Annotated in this window: 17 protein-coding genes; 9 read left to right on the forward strand and 8 right to left on the reverse strand. The window is 65.5% G+C overall.

Annotated features, from left to right (window positions below):
• Nucleotides 1–38 precede the first annotated feature (38 nt).
• On the forward strand, nucleotides 39–1,043 hold the full coding sequence (hemB, locus tag RAH32_RS04575) for a porphobilinogen synthase (protein WP_306605554.1): 1,005 nt from the start codon (nucleotides 39–41) through the stop codon (nucleotides 1,041–1,043).
• A gap of 111 nt (nucleotides 1,044–1,154) precedes the next feature.
• Nucleotides 1,155–1,808, forward strand: a complete 654-nt coding sequence (locus RAH32_RS04580) for a lipid-binding SYLF domain-containing protein (protein WP_306605556.1) — start codon at nucleotides 1,155–1,157, stop codon at nucleotides 1,806–1,808.
• On the opposite strand, the gene RAH32_RS04585 is transcribed toward RAH32_RS04580, so the two are convergent.
• Together RAH32_RS04585 and RAH32_RS04590 are read right to left on the reverse strand one after the other, a co-directional pair.
• Nucleotides 1,805–2,452: a GntR family transcriptional regulator gene (locus RAH32_RS04585; RefSeq protein ID WP_268940868.1), complete on the reverse strand. Its 648-nt coding sequence runs from the start codon at nucleotides 2,450–2,452 to the stop codon at nucleotides 1,805–1,807. The two genes, RAH32_RS04580 and RAH32_RS04585, sit on opposite strands and share 4 nt — an antisense overlap.
• A gap of 31 nt (nucleotides 2,453–2,483) precedes the next feature.
• Complete coding sequence (locus tag RAH32_RS04590; protein ID WP_306605559.1) at nucleotides 2,484–3,182, reverse strand: M48 family metallopeptidase; 699 nt, start codon at nucleotides 3,180–3,182, stop codon at nucleotides 2,484–2,486.
• Nucleotides 3,183–3,294: 112 nt separating this feature from the next.
• Between RAH32_RS04590 and RAH32_RS04595 the strand changes: the two genes are divergently transcribed.
• A complete protein-coding gene (locus RAH32_RS04595) occupies nucleotides 3,295–3,609 on the forward strand; it encodes an FYDLN acid domain-containing protein (protein ID WP_306605561.1) in 315 nt (104 codons plus the stop codon).
• A 104-nt stretch (nucleotides 3,610–3,713) separates the two neighbouring features.
• On the opposite strand, the gene RAH32_RS04600 is transcribed toward RAH32_RS04595, so the two are convergent.
• Together RAH32_RS04600 and guaB are read right to left on the reverse strand one after the other, a co-directional pair.
• A complete protein-coding gene (locus tag RAH32_RS04600; protein ID WP_306605563.1) occupies nucleotides 3,714–4,151 on the reverse strand; it encodes a YybH family protein in 438 nt (145 codons plus the stop codon).
• A 175-nt stretch (nucleotides 4,152–4,326) separates the two neighbouring features.
• Nucleotides 4,327–5,775 (reverse strand): IMP dehydrogenase, encoded by a 1,449-nt coding sequence (guaB, locus tag RAH32_RS04605; protein ID WP_306605565.1) that lies wholly within the window; start codon nucleotides 5,773–5,775, stop codon nucleotides 4,327–4,329.
• A gap of 238 nt (nucleotides 5,776–6,013) precedes the next feature.
• On the opposite strand from guaB, the gene RAH32_RS04610 reads away from it, so the two are divergent.
• The 6 genes from RAH32_RS04610 to RAH32_RS04635 all read left to right on the forward strand — a co-directional run bounded on the left by RAH32_RS04610 (nucleotide 6,014) and on the right by RAH32_RS04635 (nucleotide 11,843).
• Nucleotides 6,014–7,201 (forward strand): OmpP1/FadL family transporter, encoded by a 1,188-nt coding sequence (locus RAH32_RS04610; protein WP_306605567.1) that lies wholly within the window; start codon nucleotides 6,014–6,016, stop codon nucleotides 7,199–7,201.
• A 100-nt stretch (nucleotides 7,202–7,301) separates the two neighbouring features.
• Nucleotides 7,302–8,162 carry an ATPase gene (locus tag RAH32_RS04615; RefSeq protein WP_306605569.1) on the forward strand — a complete coding sequence of 287 codons (861 nt, stop codon included), beginning with the start codon at nucleotides 7,302–7,304 and terminating at the stop codon, nucleotides 8,160–8,162.
• A 4-nt stretch (nucleotides 8,163–8,166) separates the two neighbouring features.
• The gene (locus RAH32_RS04620; RefSeq protein WP_306605571.1) at nucleotides 8,167–9,093 is read left to right on the forward strand and encodes a homoserine O-succinyltransferase; all 927 of its coding nucleotides are present in this window, start codon (nucleotides 8,167–8,169) and stop codon (nucleotides 9,091–9,093) included.
• A gap of 3 nt (nucleotides 9,094–9,096) precedes the next feature.
• Nucleotides 9,097–9,975: a polyphosphate kinase 2 gene (gene ppk2 / locus RAH32_RS04625; RefSeq protein WP_306605572.1), complete on the forward strand. Its 879-nt coding sequence runs from the start codon at nucleotides 9,097–9,099 to the stop codon at nucleotides 9,973–9,975.
• A 10-nt stretch (nucleotides 9,976–9,985) separates the two neighbouring features.
• The gene (locus RAH32_RS04630; protein ID WP_306605574.1) at nucleotides 9,986–10,708 is read left to right on the forward strand and encodes an SDR family NAD(P)-dependent oxidoreductase; all 723 of its coding nucleotides are present in this window, start codon (nucleotides 9,986–9,988) and stop codon (nucleotides 10,706–10,708) included.
• Between the two features lie 94 nt (nucleotides 10,709–10,802).
• Nucleotides 10,803–11,843: an ABC transporter substrate-binding protein gene (locus RAH32_RS04635; protein WP_306605576.1), complete on the forward strand. Its 1,041-nt coding sequence runs from the start codon at nucleotides 10,803–10,805 to the stop codon at nucleotides 11,841–11,843.
• Between the two features lie 67 nt (nucleotides 11,844–11,910).
• Here the strand turns inward: RAH32_RS04635 and metH are convergent, their stop codons facing one another.
• The 4 genes from metH to RAH32_RS04655 form a co-directional block, all read right to left on the reverse strand.
• Nucleotides 11,911–14,625, reverse strand: a complete 2,715-nt coding sequence (gene metH / locus RAH32_RS04640; RefSeq protein ID WP_306605578.1) for a methionine synthase — start codon at nucleotides 14,623–14,625, stop codon at nucleotides 11,911–11,913.
• Nucleotides 14,618–15,661, reverse strand: coding sequence for a homocysteine S-methyltransferase family protein (locus RAH32_RS04645; RefSeq protein ID WP_306605580.1), 1,044 nt, complete (start codon nucleotides 15,659–15,661; stop codon nucleotides 14,618–14,620). The genes metH and RAH32_RS04645 overlap by 8 nt, the downstream gene beginning before the upstream one ends.
• A gap of 159 nt (nucleotides 15,662–15,820) precedes the next feature.
• Nucleotides 15,821–17,254 carry a mannose-1-phosphate guanylyltransferase/mannose-6-phosphate isomerase gene (locus RAH32_RS04650; protein ID WP_306605582.1) on the reverse strand — a complete coding sequence of 478 codons (1,434 nt, stop codon included), beginning with the start codon at nucleotides 17,252–17,254 and terminating at the stop codon, nucleotides 15,821–15,823.
• A gap of 129 nt (nucleotides 17,255–17,383) precedes the next feature.
• Nucleotides 17,384–17,842 (reverse strand): DUF1236 domain-containing protein, encoded by a 459-nt coding sequence (locus RAH32_RS04655; protein WP_306605584.1) that lies wholly within the window; start codon nucleotides 17,840–17,842, stop codon nucleotides 17,384–17,386.
• Between the last annotated feature and the right edge of the window lie 89 nt (nucleotides 17,843–17,931).

Here is a 17,931-nt window from a genome sequence, read left to right on the forward strand (position 1 = left end):
GGAAAAGCCGTCTTGCGCCCCCGGAAAGGAAGCCTGCCATGCCGACGCCCATCATCGCCCCCTTCCCTGCATCGCGCCTGCGCCGCCTGCGCCGGACCCCTGCGATCCGCGCCATGGTGTCGGAATGCGACGTGACGCCCGCCAACCTGATCTGGCCGATCTTCGTGACCGAGGTCGCTGGTGCCGAGGGCGAGATCGCGTCCATGCCCGGCGTCGAACGGCTGACGCTGGACGGCGCCAGGCGGGCGGCGGAACGGGCCGCAAGGCTCAACATCCCGGCCATCTGCATCTTTCCCCATTCGGACCAAGATCTTAAGACGGAAACTTGTGAACGTGCCTGGGATCCCGACAACATCGGCAACCGCGCCATCCGCGCGGTCAAGGACACCGTGCCCGACCTGGCGGTGATGACCGACATCGCGCTTGACCCCTATAATGCCAACGGCCATGACGGCATCGTCGTGAACGGAGAGATCCTGAACGATGAAACCGTCGAGGCCCTGGTCCGCATGGCCCTGGTCCAGGCCGAAAGCGGCGCCGACATTCTGGGGCCAAGCGACATGATGGACGGCCGCATCGGCGCGCTGCGGGGGGCGCTGGAACAGGCGGGGCACAAGCACACGGCGATCCTGTCCTATGCCGCCAAGTTCGCCTCCAGCTTCTATGGCCCGTTCCGGGACGCGGTCGGCGCCTCGGGTCGGCTGGTGGGTGACAAGAAGACCTATCAGGTCAACCCGGCGAACCGGGGCGAGGCGATCCGCTGCGTCGCCCGCGACCTGGCCGAGGGCGCGGACATGGTGATGGTCAAGCCCGGCCTGCCCTATCTGGATATCTGCCGGGCCGTGAAGGACCAGTTCGGCGCGCCGACCTTCGCCTATCAGGTCAGCGGCGAATACGCGATGCTGGAAGGCGCGATCCGCAACGGCTGGCTGTCGCGCGACGCGATGTTCGAAAGCCTTGTCTGCTTCCGCCGGGCGGGCTGTGACGGGATCCTGACCTATTTCGCGCCCCTTGTGGCCGAAGCGATCGCGGCGCGCGCCTGACCGCAGGCGAACCGTCGCCCGCCCGCATTGCGGCGGGTGACAGGCCTTGGGAAATCCCTTAACATCCTGCCCAAAAGACCGGCCTGCCGGTCCGACAACATGGGGCATGTGATGAGCGACGATTTCAAGTTGGGCCGCCGGGCCGTGCTGAAGGGTGCGGCGGGGACGGCGGTTCTGGCCATTGCGGGATGCAGCAACGCGGTCGGCACCAATGCCAGTGCCGAACTGGATGCGCGGGTGGATGCGACCCATCAATATCTGATCCAGAACTATCCCTCGGCGCAGGCTCTGGTGCAGAACGCGCGTGGCGTCCTCTACATGCCCCTGATGACCGAGGCCGCGCTTGGCGTGGGCGGCGCCTATGGCCAGGGCGCGCTGCGCATCGGCGGGGCGACAGTGGACTATTATTCGGCCACCCGTGCGACCGTGGGCTTGCAGGCGGGCGCCCAGCAATATGCGCATGTGCTGATCTTCCAGACCGATGCGGCCCTTGCGTCCTTCCGCGCCTCGCCGGGCTGGCTGGCGGGCGCCAATGCCTTCTATGCGATCCCGCAAGGCGGCATGGCGCTTGGCGCGGACACCATCACCGCGCAGCTTCCCGTTGTGGCGATGATTTTCGGGCAGGCCGGCCTCATGGCCGGCGCGTCGATCGAGGGAACGAAATACACCCGCATCATTCCGTCCGAGATCCCGACGCTGGGCTTCGGCGGACTCGGCCTGCCGCAGATGCCGCAGATGCAGATGCCCCAGATGGGCGGCTACTAGCCCGAGGTCAGGTGACGCAGCCCGTGCGTGACATCGGCGCGCACGGCCAGCCGCAGCGCCGGTTCGTCCCCTGCCCGCAGCGCGGCCAGGATCATGCGGTGATGGCGCGGCGGCTCGTTCCGCTTCACCCGGCCATAAAGGGCGCGCATGGTCGGACCCAATTGCAGCCAGATCGTTTCCAGCATCGCCAGCATCGCCGGGGCCTGCGCGCGTAGATACAGCATCCGGTGAAATTCGAGGTTGCAGCGGATATAGCCGACTGCATCGTGGTTCTCGACCGCGTCGGCGATGCGCGCGTTCATCTGCGCCAGCCGGTCGATCAGCGCGAAATGCGCGCGCGGCAGGGCGCGGGCGGCCAGTTCGGGTTCGATCAGCGCGCGCAGGGCGGCCAGTTCCTCGATCCGGTCGTCCGACAGCGCGGGCGTGGTCACGCGGCCGGATGCCGAAAGGGTCAGCGCGCCCTCGGCCACCAGGCGGCGCACAGCCTCGCGCGCGGGGGTCATGGACAGGTGGTATTCGCGGGCGATCCCCCGCAGGGTCAGCGCCTTGCCGGGCGGCAGTTCGCCCAGCATGATCCGGCTGCGCAGGTTGCGATACAGCTTCTCGTGGGCTGACGGATCGGTGGGGCGTGCGGGTGCGTTCATGGGCGGGTTGTGATCACAAATCCTGCCTGCGTCAATCCCCGCCGGTGTCGCGGAACTGCCATGCCATCAGGTCTGACCCGTGCCGCCGCAGCCATTCGCGGTGCCGCGCGTAATCGGGCATCAGTCCCGCCACCGCTGCCCAGAAGCGCGGCGAATGATCCATGTGGCGCAGATGCGCGACCTCGTGCGCCGCGACATAGTCCAGCACGGCAGGCGGCGCCATGGCCAGCCGCCAGGAAAACATCAGCCGTCCGTCGGACGTGCAACTGCCCCAGCGGGACCGCGTGTCACGCAGCACGATGGCGCGATAGGGGCGGCCAAGCGCCCCGGCATGGCGGTCGCAGGCGGCACGCAGTTCAGCCATTGCACGATGCTTGAGGAACGCCTGCACGACCGGACCTGCGGGGCGGCTGGCGGGCAGCATCAGGGCCGCGCCGCTGACCGCCGCCGCGCGGACGGCGGCAGGCGTCAGCACCAGCATCTCCCCTCGCACCGGCAGCACCGCGCCGTGCCGCACGATGCTGGGTGCGGGCCGCCGCTGCGTGGCCTGCATCAGCCAGGCCGATTTCGCTTCTGCGAAGGCCGCTCCCTCGGACAAGGCGACATGGGCGGGCAGCGTCAACACCACCGGCCCGCCGTCACGCGGCACACGCAGCACCATGCGCCGCGCCCGGGCCGACCGGCGCAGGGTGATCCGCAATCCGTTGGCGATGGTGAACGCCTCGGCCATCCGCCTGCCCTTGCCCTGCCCCGCTGCGCCTGTCAGAAAAGCCTTTGACACCCCCCCGCGCCTGTGGCAGGGGGTCCACCGAATTCCCTAAACGCGGCGGAAGGAGAATGCCATGCCCAAAGAGGAATGGGGCACGAAACGCCTGTGCCCGCACTGCGCGACGCGCTTTTACGACCTGCGCGCCAATCCGATGACCTGCCCCGCCTGCGGGAACACGTTCACGCTGGAAAGCCTGACCGACTCGCGCGGCAAGACGCTGGTCACCGAAAAGACCGCCGTCCGCGACGACGATGACCTGGTCGACGACGACGAGGATCTGGGCGACGACAGCGGCGATCTGGACGATGATCTGCTGGAGGAAGACGATGACGACGGCGACGTGTCGCTGGACGACATCGCGGACGTCGCCGACAACGACGAGGAATAGGAAGAAAGGCCGGTCAAGCGACCGGCCTTTTTCGCTGCCGCGGCGTCGGGTCCTTGACCCTGGTCCGGGGGCGATGGGTCGCCCTGCGCCGCCGCCGTTATCATTCAGTTGAAAGTATGCACGGTCAGCTTGAGGCTGCCATCTGCCTGCTTTTCGAAGACATGGGTCGCAATGCCGCCCCATGGCTGGTCGGCCCCCTGGGCATCCTTGCCCGATGCGGACCATTTGGCCGTGCCGACAAGCATGTCGCCCTCGCCCCGCGCTTCGATCAGTTCCAGCTTGTGCCCGGTCACGCCCATGCCGAACAGTCCGTCGAAGAACTTTTCCACCCCTCCGGGCCCCTTGATTACGTCATGCGTGGCGGGCAGGAAGATTGCATCCTGGCCGTAGAAGGCGGCAATGGCCTTCGCGTCCCCCGCATTGAAGGCTGCGTCCCATGCCGAATAGGCCGCCGTTACATCGTCGGCCGGATCGGCAAAGGCAGCATTGGCTGCAAAGAGGCAAAGACATGCTGCGGAAACAGAGGTCAAAGACTTGACCATAACTCCCTCCTGCGATCCTGGGCACGACAGCCGCGCCCGGCCAAATCATAGCGCCTTTGGCCGTCCCTGTCGATTTGACGCGATTGTGCGAGAGAGCTGACCCAGGAAGCGGAGGAGTCCCGTCCGCGCCGGAAAAAGGCCTATGTCGTTCCGGCGCAGCAGGTTCAGGCCTTGGCTAACCCAGACGATAGTTCGGGCTTTCCCGCGTGATCTGAACGTCGTGGACGTGACTTTCCTTCAGCCCCGCGCCGGTGATGCGCACGAACTGGCAGTTCCTGCGCATTTCCTCGACCGTGGCGCAGCCGGTATAGCCCATCGCGGCGCGCAGGCCGCCCACCAGCTGGTGGATGACGGTGCCCGCCGGTCCCTTGTAGGGCACCTGGCCCTCGATCCCCTCGGGCACCAGCTTGTCGGTCGCGGCGTCCTTCTGGAAATAGCGGTCGGCCGAACCGCGCGCCATGGCGCCAAGCGAGCCCATCCCGCGATAGGACTTGAAGGACCGGCCCTGGTACAGGATCACCTCGCCCGGCGATTCATCGGTGCCGGCGATGGCGCTGCCCACCATGGCGCAGCTTGCGCCCGCCGCGATGGCCTTGGCGAAATCGCCCGAGAACTTGATGCCGCCATCCGCGATGATCGGCACGTCGCCCGCAGCGGACGCCGCGTCCATGATCGCCGTCAACTGCGGCACGCCCACGCCCGCGACGATCCGCGTGGTGCAGATCGACCCCGGCCCGATGCCCACCTTGACCGCGTCCGCGCCCGCGTCGATCAAGGCGCGCGTGGCCTCGGCCGTAGCGACGTTGCCCGCGACCACCTGCACCTCGTTCGAGAACATCTTGACGCGTTCGACCGCCTTGGCGACGCCAGCGGAATGACCGTGGGCGGTGTCGATCACCACCATGTCCACGCCCGCCTCGATCAGGGCCTGGCTGCGCTCGAACCCCTCTTCGCCGACGGTGGAGGCGGCGGCCACGCGGAGACGCCCAAGGTTGTCCTTACAGGCCAGCGGGTTCAGCACCGACTTTTCGGTATCCTTCAGCGTAAGAAGGCCTGTCAGCTTGCCGCGGCCGTCGGTGATCAGCAGCTTCTCGATCCGGCGTTCCTTCATCAGGCCGATGGCCTGCTGGCGGTCGGCGGGTTCGGTCAGCATGGCCAGGTTGTCGGTGGTCATGACGGCCCGCACCGGGGTGCGGTCGTCGCTGGCAAAGCGCATGTCGCGGTTCGTCACGATGCCCACCACCCGGCCCTGTTCGTCCACGACCGGGAAGCCGGTGACGTTGAATCGTTCCTGGAAGGCGCGGGCATCGCCCACGGTCTGGTCCGCCCGCAGCGTGATCGGATTATAGACGATGCCGCTTTCGAAACGCTTGACGCGGCGGACCTCGCCGGCCTGCTGGTCGGTGTTCAGGTTGCGGTGGATCACGCCCATGCCGCCCGCCTGTGCCATGGCGATCGCCATGCGGCTTTCCGTGACCGTGTCCATCGCCGAGGACAGAAGCGGGATGTTCATGGCGATGGCGCGGGTCACGCGCGTCGTCACATCGGCGGTCGAGGGCATGACCGTGGATGCGGCGGGAACCAGAAGCACATCGTCAAAGGTAAGAGCCTCACGAATCTGCATGGGGGTGTCCTTGCGGCAATTTCGTTTGGCAGTTTCCCCTTTCACGCGCCGGGGGTTTTGTCCAGTGCGGCGGCGCGAATTTCTTGCAGCCGAGGCACAACCGAAAGTTGCCGCAATGTCACGCGCCCTGCACAGATGCCCTGCCGACGCCGCGTCATATTGCACCGTTAATTGATTCGTAGAACATCCGGCGTAAAGCTGAATCCAGCGGCTGCATGGCTGCCAAGGGAGGATACCTATGAAAAGAATAATGACTGGCGGTGCGGTCCTGCTGATATCCGCGTCCCCAATCATCGCAGGCGGGATCGAACGGGCGCCGCAGTCGCTGGCCGTGCTGTTCGAGCAGGGAAATTATGCGGAACTGAGCTTTGGGGGCGTCGATCCCACGGTTGAAGGGACGGATGTCGGCGTTCCGCCCAATCCGCTTTTTCCCAACGGCATTCCTCCCAGCCCGACCGGCGACGTCGCGCAGGGCTATGGCTTTGTCGGCCTGTCCTACAAGCACCAGTTCAACGACAACCTGTCGGCTGCCATCATCATGGAGCAGCCTTTCGGGGCGGACATACGCTATCCGCTGGCGCCGGCCGGATCGCCCGTTCTGGGCGGCACCCGGGTCGAGGTCAACTCGACCACCTTCACGGCCTTGGCGCGATACAAGTTCGAGAACAACTTTTCGATCCACGGCGGGATCCGCGCCTCGAAAGCCAATGGTGGCGTGACCTTGAACGGGCTGGGATACAACCGGATTGCGCCGCCCTATAACCTGGAGATCGACGACGAATGGGGTATGGGCTACGTCCTCGGCGCGGCCTATGAGATACCCGAGATTGCCGGCCGTGTGTCGCTGACCTACAACTCGTCCATCGACCACGACTTCGACATGACCGAGACGGGAGATGTCATCCTGGCGGCGACCGGCGGGATTACCGACACCATCTCGGGCTCATATACCGTCAAAACGCCGCGCAGCTGGACCTTGGAAGGTCAGACCGGAATTGCTGCGGATACGCTGGTCTTCGGTTCAATCCGCTGGGTGAAATGGTCGGAATTCGTCGTGGACAACTTCCTTTTCCCGATCAACACCGGCACCGGCTCGGTCCCGCTGGTCGAGGTCGAGGACACGACGACCTACACCATCGGTGTCGGCCGCAAGTTCACCGAGAACTGGTCGGGTTCGCTGTCTTTCCTTTATGAACCCAGCGAAGGCGACACGGCCTCGCCGCTGGCGCCGACCAATGGGCGCAAAGGCGTCACGCTGGCCGCGATCTATACCATGGACAACATGAAGATCACCACCGGCATCAACTATACCAAGCTGGGCGATGCCGACCTGGGCATCGGCGAAAGCGGCAACAAGACGACAGTCGCAACCATGGAAGACAACGATGCCTGGGGCGTCGGCGTGCGGATCGGCTATAGCTTCTGACACCGGCACCACCTGCGACATCGCAAGGCCCCGCTTCGGCGGGGCCTTTGCTTTTTGCGGGCCCCGCATTACCTATGCGCCCGAAACGAAGGGACATCCGATGATCTATCGCAGCGGCAGCGACTGGCTGGGGGCAAGCGCCAAGCGCGTCGTGCTGTTCGGCATGTCGGGCTTGGGCAAGACCTACCTGGCCAACATGCTGCGCGAGGCGGGCGACTGGTTCCACTACAGCGTCGACTACCGGATCGGCACCCGCTACATGGGCGAATTCATCGCCGACAACTTCAAGCGCGAGGCAATGAAGGTTCCCTTCCTGCGCGAGCTGCTGCTGTCCGACAGTGTCTATATTGCCTCGAACATCACCTTCGACAACCTGGCGCCCTTGTCCACCTATCTGGGCAAGCCCGGCAGCCCAAGCCGCGGGGGGCTGCCCTTCGACGAATACTGCCTGCGCCAGAACCAGCACCGCCGCGCCGAGATCGCGGCCCTGCTGGATACACGCCATTTCATGGACCGCGCCCGCGACATCTATGCAATCCCCCATTTCGTCTGTGACAGCGGCGGATCGATCTGCGAGGTGGTGGACCCCGAGGATCCGGCCGATCCGGTGCTGTCCGCGCTTGAACGCGACCTGCTGATGGTCTGGATCAAGGGGTCGGACGCGCATACCGCCGAACTGGTGCGCCGCTTCGACCGGGCGCCCAAGCCCATGTATTACCAGCCCCAGTTCCTGGAAAAGGCCTGGATCGCCTATCGGGTCGAAAAGGGCCTGGACGGGGATGAGGTCAATCCTGACGACTTCATCCGCTGGACCTATGCGCGCGCCCTGGCCCACCGCCAGCCGCGCTATCATGCGATGGCGCGGCGCGGCGTCACCGTTCTGGCCGAGGAGGTGGCCGAGGTCCGCAGTCCGGCCGACTTCGACCACCTTATCGCCCGCGCCATCGACCGCAAGGAATAAGCCGATGCCCATCACCCTGAACGAGAACCTGCCCGCCTATCGCATCCTGTCGGATGAAGGGGTGATGGTCATGTCTCCGGGCCGGGCGGCGACGCAGGACATCCGGCCCCTGCGGATCGGGCTTCTGAACCTGATGCCCAAGAAGATCCAGACCGAGAACCAGTTCGCCCGACTGATCGGCGCCACGCCCCTGCAGATCGACTTCCAGCTGATCCGCATGTCCGACCACGAAAGCCGCAACACGGCGGCCGACCACATGGAAAGCTTCTATCGCCCCTTCCGCGAGGTCGAGGCCACGGGCGAAAAGTTCGACGGCCTCATCATCACCGGCGCCCCGGTCGAACTGCTGCCCTTCGAGGACGTGACCTATTGGGACGAACTGACCCGCGTCTTCGCCTGGACGCAGCGCCATGTCCATTCGACCTTCGGCGTCTGCTGGGGCGGCATGGCGATGGCCTGGCATTTCCACCGGCTGGAGAAGCACCCGCTGGACCACAAGGCCTTCGGCTGCTTCCGCCACCGCAACCTTGCCCCGGCCTCGCCCTATCTGCGCGGGTTTTCGGACGACGTGCTGGTGCCGGTCAGCCGCTGGACCGAGATCCGGCAGGCCGACGTGGACACCCGCCCGGCCCTGCGCACGCTGCTGGCCAGCGACCAGTGCGGGCCCTGCCTGCTGGAGGATCCGGGGCATCGCGCGCTGTATGTGTTCAACCATTTCGAATATGACAGCACGACCCTGAAGGAAGAATACGACCGCGACGTCGAGGCTGGAAAGCCGATCAACGTGCCCTTGAACTATTACCCCGACGACGATCCGGCGCGGGCGCCCTCGAACCGCTGGCGCAGCCATGCCCATCTGCTCTACGGTAACTGGATCAACGAGATCTATCAGACCACCGAATATGACATCTCCCGGATTGGCGAAGGATAAGCAATGGCGGATATCCAGGACCTGCCCCTGGTCGGCAAGATCACCGAGGCCCTGAAGGCCGCGCCCAAGGACATCAGGAAAGCCCTGGAGAATGCCGTCAAGGACCAGGTCTTGGACCCGACCTATCCTTATCGGGCCGAGATGGACAAGAAGACCTACGAGGCACAGATGGACCGGCTGCAATTGCAGCTGGTGCGCCTGATGCATGACGTAGTAGCCACAGGCAAGCGTCTGGTCGTGCTGTTCGAAGGCCGCGACGCCGCCGGCAAGGGCGGCACGATCGAACGCACGCGGGAAAACCTGAACCCTCGTTCTGCCGCCATCGTCGCCCTGCCCACGCCGACCGAGCGCGAGGCGGGACAGTGGTATTTCCAGCGTTACGTCGACTGGTTGCCCGCCGCCGGAGAGATCGCGCTGTTCGACCGAAGCTGGTACAACCGCGGCATCGTCGAGCGCGTCTTCGGCTTTTCCACCGAACAGCAGCGCAACGCCTTCTTCCGCCAGCTTCCGGGGTTCGAGCAGATGCTGGTCGATGACGGCATCATCCTGGTCAAGCTGTGGCTGAACGTGGGCCGCGCCGAACAGATGCGCCGCTTCCTGGAGCGGGAGGCCGATCCGCTGAAGCAATGGAAGCTGTCCCGCATCGACGTGGAAGGGCTGGCGAAATGGGACGACTACACCGTGGCGATCCGCGACACGCTGAACCTGTCGCATTCGCCGATCGCGCCCTGGACGGTGATCCGGTCCGACGACAAGCGCCGCGCCCGACTGGCCGCGATCCAGACGATCCTGAACGCGGTCGATTTCGCGGGCAAGGATGCGGACGCAATCGGCACGCCCGACCCGGCGATCACCGGCGGGCCGGACCTGCTGGACCGATAAGGGGGAAGCGATGGATCTGAAGAACAGCCGTGCCATCGTCACCGGCGGCGCCTCGGGCCTTGGGGCGGCGACGGCTGACTGGTTCCGCCAGCAGGGCGCGACGGTCGTGGTGCTGGACCGCGCGGCCAGTGACGATCCGAATTACATCCAAGCCGACGTGACATCCGCCGACAGCGCGGCGGCGGCCATTGCCCAGGCCGTGGACCGGATGGGCGGCATCGACATCTGCGTGAACTGCGCGGGCGTGGTGATCGGCGAGAAGACCGTCGGCCGGAACGGGCCGCACGACCTGGACGCCTTCCGCCGCGTGGTCGAGGTGAACCTGATCGGCAGCTTCAACGTGCTGCGGCTGGCGGCGGTGGAAATGGCGAAGAACGGGCGCGCCGAGAACGGCGTGATCGTCAACACGGCGTCGATCGCGGCCTTCGACGGGCAGAAGGGCCAGGCCGCTTATGCCGCCTCCAAGGCGGGGATCGCGGGCATGACCCTGCCCCTGGCGCGCGATCTGGCGGGCCTGGGGATCCGCGTCTGCGCCATCGCGCCGGGCATCTTTGCCACGCCGATGCTGCGCGGGCTGCCGCCCGAGGTGCAGGATGGTCTGGCGGCGGAAGTCACCTTCCCGCCCCGCCTGGGCGATCCGCAGGAATTCGCCCACCTGGCCGCGCATGTCGTCGAAAACGCCTATCTGAACGGCGAGGTGATCCGGCTGGACGGCGCGTTGCGGATGCGCTGATCAACGGTCCTTGACCGGCGCGCGATGCCCTTGCGCGACGGTTTTCACGCCGCTAGCGTTCGGATCAAACCGCCCAACAGGAAGGCCCGAAATCATGCGCTTGCTGATCACCACCGCTCTCGTCTCTGTCACGGCCCTGCCGGCTCTGGCGGCGGACCCGGAACTGACCGTCTTCGACTGGGCGGGGTTCGAGGAACCGTCGATCTTCCAGGGCTATATCGACAAGCACGGCGACAGCCCGACCTATGCCTTCTATGGCGACGATGACGAGGCTTTCCAGAAGATCGCCTCGGGCTTCAAGGCCGACGTGGCCCACCCCTGCAGCCAGATGGTCAGCAAGTATCGCGACGCCGGGCTGATCGAGCCCTGGGACACGTCGAAGATCCCGAACTTCGACAAGATCGACCCGCAGTTCCTGGCCTCCGAGGTCTTCAAGGACGACGAGGGCGTCTGGTATATCCCGACCGACTGGGGCGCGACCGCCATCGCCTACAACCCCGAGACGGTTCCGGCCGAGGACGTGTCCACGCTGCAGGTCTTTGTCGATCCGAAGTACCAGGGCCGCACCTCGCTGCCGGATTCCTCGGACGATGTCTGGGCGCTTGGCTATCTGGCGACGGGGACGACCGACTGGACCAATGTGACCGACGAACAGTTCCAGGCCGCCGCCGACTGGCTGCGCAAGGCGCACCAGAACGTCGCGGCCTACTGGGCGGACCCGTCCGAACAGGCGCAGCTGATGGCATCCGGCGCAGTGGACATCGCCTGGTCGTGGAACGACGGCGTCGTCTATCTGCAGAATGACAATTACCCTGTCGCCTTCCAACGGGCACCCAAGGAAGGGTCGTCCACCTTCTTCTGTGGATACATCAACCTGAAGGACGGGCCGGGCAGCGAGGAAAAGGCTTACGATTTCATCAACGCCTGGCTGGAGCCATCGGCGGGCAAGGCGCTGCTGGACACGATCGGCTATGGCCACACCTCGACCGAGGCGATGGCGACCATCGCAGATGAACCGGCGGTCAAGGAAGGCCTGAGCGAGGTCGACGCCCCGATCCTGGCGCAGACCCCGAACGACCCGGCGCAGCGCGAAAAGCAACTGGCCGAGTTCGAGAAGATCAAGGCCGGGTTCTGAACGGAGAAACGGGGGACCAGTCCCCCGCGCCCCCTGGGAGATTTGGATGAAGAAGAAAGGGCGAGGCTTACGCAGCCTCGTCCTTTTTGCGTGGGGTATAGTTCAGGATCGGGGCCAGCCAGCGTTCGACCTCGGACAGTTCCATGCCCTTGCGCGCGGCATAGTCGCGAGCCTGGTCTTCCTCGATCTTCGCCACGCCAAAGTAATAGCTGTCCGGGTGGCCGATATAGAGGCCGGACACGGATGATCCCGGCCACATCGCCATGCTTTCGGTCAGCCGCACGCCCGTGGCGGCTTCCGCGTCCAGCAGGCGGAACAGGGTCAGCTTTTCCGTATGGTCCGGCTGGGCGGGATAGCCGGGCGCGGGGCGGATGCCCTTGTAGGGTTCGCCGATCAGATCCTGCGGGTCGAAGGATTCATCGGGCGCATAGCCCCAGAGTTCCTTGCGGACCCGTTCGTGCAGCATCTCGGCCATGGCCTCGGCAATGCGGTCGGCAAGGGCCTTCACCATGATCGCGGCGTAATCGTCATTCGCGCGTTCATAGCGGGCGGCGATTTCCGCTTCCTCGGGACCGGCGGTGACAACGAAGCCGCCGACGTAATCGGGCCGTCCCTCGGGCGCAACGAAATCGGACAGCGCGACATTCGGTCGGTCGCCGCGCTTGGTCACCTGCTGGCGCAGGGTGTGCAGGGTGGCAAGCGGCTGTTGCCGGTCCTCGCCCGTGAACAGGCGGATGTCGTCGCCCACCGCATTGGCGGGCCAAAAGCCGACCACGGCGCGGGGGTGGAACCACTTGCCCTCGATGATCCGGGCCAGCATTTCCTGCGCTTCGTGGAACAGCGCCCGCGCGGCCTCACCCTGCTTCTCATCCTCAAGAATGCGGGGATAGACGCCCTTCAGCTCCCAGGTCTGGAAGAACGGCGTCCAGTCGATATAGCGCGCGATCTGCGCCAGATCCCAGTCGTCGATGATCCGGGTACCCGTGAACTGCGGGGGCGTGGCGCGGTAATCGGACCAGTCCACCTTCAGCGCATTGGCCCGCGCGGCAGCCAGCGGCAGGCGCTGCTTGGCGGCCTCGGCGCGTTCGTGGCGTTCGGCAACGTCCAGATATTCCGCCCGGATCGCCTGAACGTAATCCGCCTGCTGCGTGGGCGACAGCAGCGAGGACACGACGCCCACCGCCCGGCTGGCATCGGTCACATAGACCGCCGCGCCCTTGTGATAGCGCGGCGCGATCTTGACCGCCGTGTGGATCTTCGAGGTCGTGGCCCCGCCGATCAGCAGCGGCACCTGGAAGCCCTCGCGCTCCATCTCGGACGCCACATGCACCATTTCATCCAGGCTGGGCGTGATCAGGCCCGACAGGCCGATCACGTCTACCTTCTGCTCACGCGCGACCTCCAGGATCTTCTGCGCGGGCACCATCACGCCCAGGTCGATGACCTCGTAGTTGTTGCAGGCCAGCACGACGCCCACGATGTTCTTGCCGATGTCGTGGACGTCGCCCTTGACCGTCGCCATCAGGATCTTGCCCGCCGCCTGCCGGGTGCCGCCGCCGTTCGCGGCCTTCTCGGCCTCCATATAGGGCAGCAGCACGGCCACGGCCTGCTTCATCACGCGGGCGGATTTCACCACCTGCGGCAAAAACATCTTGCCCGCGCCGAACAGGTCACCCACGACGTTCATGCCGGCCATCAGCGGGCCTTCGATGACATGCAGCGGGCGTTCGGCCTGCTGGCGCGCTTCCTCGGTATCGGCCTCGATATATTCGGTGATGCCGTTCACCAGCGCATGTTCCAGCCGCTTCTCGACCGACCATTCGCGCCAGGACAGATCTTTCTCGCGCGCCTTGGCCCCGCCCTCGCCCTTGAAGCGTTCGGCGATCTCCAGCAGGCGTTCGGTCGCGTCGGGGCGGCGGTTCAGGACCACGTCCTCGCAAGCCTCGCGCAGATCCGCGTCGATCTGGTCATAAACGGCAAGCTGGCCCGCGTTGACGATGCCCATGTCCATGCCCGCCCCGATGGCGTGGTACAGGAACACGGCGTGCATCGCCTCGCGCACGGGCTCGTTGCCGCGGAAGCTGAACGACAGGTTCGACACCCCGCCCGAGACATGGGCATGGGGCAGGTTCCGGCGGATCCAGCGGGTCGCCTCGATGAAGTCCACGCCATAGTTGTTATGCTCTTCGATCCCCGTCGCCACGGCGAAGATGTTGGGGTCGAAGATGATGTCCTCGGGCGGGAAGCCGACTTCCTCGGTCAAAGTCTTGTAGGCCCGCGCGCAGATCTCGATCTTGCGGGCGCAGGTGTCGGCCTGGCCCTGTTCGTCGAAGGCCATGACCACGACCGCCGCGCCATAGGCGAGGCACAGGCTGGCCTGCTGGCGGAACTGCTCCTCGCCCTCCTTCATAGAGATCGAATTCACGACCGGCTTGCCCTGCACGCATTGCAGGCCCGCCTCGATCACCTCCCATTTGGAGCTGTCGATCATCACCGGAACGCGGGCGATGTCGGGTTCGGCGGCCAGCAGGTTCAAGAACTCGACCATGGCGGCCTTTGAATCGATCAGCCCCTCGTCCATGTTAATGTCGATGATCTGCGCGCCGTTTTCCACCTGGTCGCGCGCCACTTCCAAAGCCGCGGCATAATCGCGGTTGGTGATCAACTTGCGGAAACGGGCCGACCCGGTGACGTTGGTGCGTTCGCCCACGTTCACAAAGGGAATGTCGGGCGTCAGGGTAAAGGGTTCCAGGCCCGACAGGCGCAGCAGGCGATCAGACATATTCGGGCACCTTTCGGGGGGTGAATTGGGCGACCGCCTCGGCAATGGCGCGGATGTGGTCGGGCGTGGTGCCGCAGCAGCCGCCGACGACATTCACCAGCCCCTCGCGCGCGAACTCGGCGACCTGGACGGCGGTGTCGTTCGGGCCTTCGTCATACTGGCCGAAAGCGTTGGGCAGGCCCGCGTTCGGATAGGCGCAGATGTTGGTTTCCGCCACCCCTGCCAGTTCCGCCAGATGCGGGCGCATGGCCGATGCGCCAAGCGCGCAGTTCAGCCCCACTGACCAGGGCCGGGCATGACGGACCGAATACCAGAAGGCGGTCGGCGTCTGCCCCGACAGCGTGCGCCCCGAGGCATCGGTGATCGTGCCCGAGATCATCAGCGGCAGCGCGCGCCCATGCCCCTCCATCGCCTGAATGCAGGCGAAGATTGCCGCCTTGGCGTTCAGCGTGTCGAAGATCGTCTCGATCAGCAGGATGTCGGCGCCGCCCTCGATCAGGCCGCGCGCCTGCTGCAGATAGGCGACCCGCAGGTCCTCGAAGGTCACGGCCCGATAGCCGGGGTTGTTCACGTCCGGGCTGATGGAGGCGGTGCGGTTCGTCGGCCCGATGGCGCCTGCGACGAAACGGGGCCGCCCGTCCTGCGCGGTGGCGCGGTCCAGCGCGCGGCGCACGATGCGCGCGCCTTCGACGTTCAGGTCATGGACGGCATCCTGCATCCCGTAATCGGCTTGGGCGATGGTCGTGGCGGAAAAGGTGTTCGTTTCCACGATATCCGCCCCCGCCATGGCATAGCGGTAATGGATCTCCTCGACAGCCTCGGGCTGCGTCAGGATCAGCAGGTCGTTGTTGCCCTGCTGCGGGTGGTCCGAATGATGGCGGCAGACATGGCCCGACCCGCGGCCGGTATAGTCATCCTCGCCCAGCCGAAGCTGCTGGATCTGCGTGCCCATTGCCCCATCCAGGATCAGGATCCGTTCGGACGCAGCAGCGTCAAGCGCCGCGAAGGCGGGGGATCGGGAAAGTCTGCCGGTCATCTTCTCACCCTTGCCAGGAAGGGGCAGATATAGCGACACAGCCTTGGGACGGCAAATTCATAATCCTACAGAAGATTATGAACGCGCGGCATATCCCTTTCATTCTGGCCTAAATATCCTCTGGGGGTCCGGGGGGCGAAGCGCCCCCGGCTTCATTCGCTATTCCGCACTGCCACGGGCATAGACATCTTCGTATCGGATGATGTCGTCTTCGCCCAGATAGCTGCCGGTCTGCACCTCGATCAGGACCATCGGCACCTTTCCGGGGTTCTCCATCCGGTGAACCGCGCCCAGGGGCACATAGATCGACTGGTTTTCCGTGACCAGAGTCACCTTGTCGTCAACCGTCACCCTCGCGGTGCCGCTGACCACGATCCAGTGTTCGGACCGGTGGACGTGGCTTTGCAACGACAGCGACGCGCCGGGCTTCACGACGATGCGCTTGACCTGGAACCGGTCGGCCAGGGCCAGCGTCTCGAACCAGCCCCAGGGGCGGTGATCACGCGGAAAGGATGTGGCCTGCTTGCAGCCTTTGGCCTTAAGGGCGCTGACGGCATGGCGGACGTCCTGCGCACGGCTCTTGTCGGCCACCAGCACCGCATCTGATGTCGCGACGACCATCACATCCGTCAGCCCGATCCCCACCACCTGCACATCGCTGCCATCCGACCGCAACAGCACGTCCTGGCAATCAATGGCGGTCGAATTGCCGTCCACCACCACGCCATTCTCGGCAGGCGCCTCAAGCAGCGCCTCGCGCCAGACGGCGTCCCATCCGCCAAGGTCGGACCAGTGGCCGGAAAAGCGCACGACGGTCAGGTTCGGCGCCTTCTCCATCACGGCATAGTCGATGGACTGGTCGGGCAGGCTGACCCAGGGTTCCCGGGCCAGGCGCAGGAACCCGATGTCGTCCCTGGCCTCGTCCAGGGCGGTCAGCACGGGGGACAGGTATTCCGGCGCATGGGCGCGGAAGGCGTCGATCATGGTATCGGCGCGGAACAGGAAGATCCCGGCGTTCCACAGGAAATTGCCCTGCGTCAGCATCTGCGCCGCCGTCGCCGCATCGGGTTTTTCGACAAAGCGCGCAAGCGGCTGCGGGCCGTCGCCCTTCCCCGCCAGTTCCAGATAGCCATAGCCGGTTTCGGGCCGGTCCGGGGTGATGCCGAAGGTGACGATCCGGTCTTCAGACGCAGGGCCGACGCCCTGGCGCACCGCGCGCGCGAAGGCGGCGTGGTCCGGGATCACATGATCCGATGGCGCCACCAGCAACAATCCCTCGGGGTCCTTCGATGCGACCATCAGCGCGGCCACCAGGATCGCCGGGGCGGTGTTGCGGCCCGACGGCTCGATCACGATGGCGCCGGGATGGATGGCGATCTGGTCCAGCTGCTCGGCCACGATGAAGCGGAAGTCCGAGTTGGTCATGACGATCGGATCGGCGAAATCGGGGCCGGACAGCCTGCGGGCGGATGCCTGGAACAGGGTTTCCTCGCCCATCAGCGGCGCGAACTGCTTGGGAAAGCTTTGCCGGGATACCGGCCAAAGCCGGGTTCCCGATCCGCCTGCCATCAGGACGGGGGTGATCTTGGTCATGACGCTGTCCCTTGCGGCCGGTCTTGTCTTGCAAGGGATAGCCTGCCCCTTGGGATCAGAAAAGCCCATACATATGAAAAGGCCGGTCCCGAAGGACCGGCCTGCAACGCGTGAACGACGCGCCCGCGCTTATTCGTAGATGTAGATGACCTTGCGGGTCTCGGGTTCGACGACCACGGGGCGATCATTGACATAGACATATTGCACGTTCGAGTTCGGCACCGTCTGGATCGTCGCCGTTTCCGGCACCACCGTTCCAACAGCAAGATCGCTGTCCAGAACGACGGATTCCGTGCGGTTTTCCATGATATAGGTGCGGGTTTCGGGGGTCAGCGCGTCCTCGCTGACGTCGCCCATGACCGCACCGGCGACCCCGCCGATGGCCGCGCCGACTGGGCCGCCAACCGCAGCACCGGCGACTGCACCGGTCGCCGCGCCGCCAAGAGCGCCGCCGCCAGTGGTGTTCGGGTCGGTTTCGACCTGGGTCACCGTGGTCGAGGGCTGGGTCTGAACGATGGTGGTTTCGGCGACGCCGGCGCTTGCCGCGAAGGTGGCGGCAACGGCAGTCAGGGACAGAAGGGTTTTCATCGTGATCTCCATTTCCGTATCTGCCGTAAAATTCGGAGATCGGCCCGGAAGTTCCCGAGGATCACGGATTATTGGCCTGACGCGACGGC

The organism is Paracoccus yibinensis, assembly GCF_030846195.1.
Lineage (GTDB): Bacteria > Pseudomonadota > Alphaproteobacteria > Rhodobacterales > Rhodobacteraceae > Paracoccus > Paracoccus yibinensis.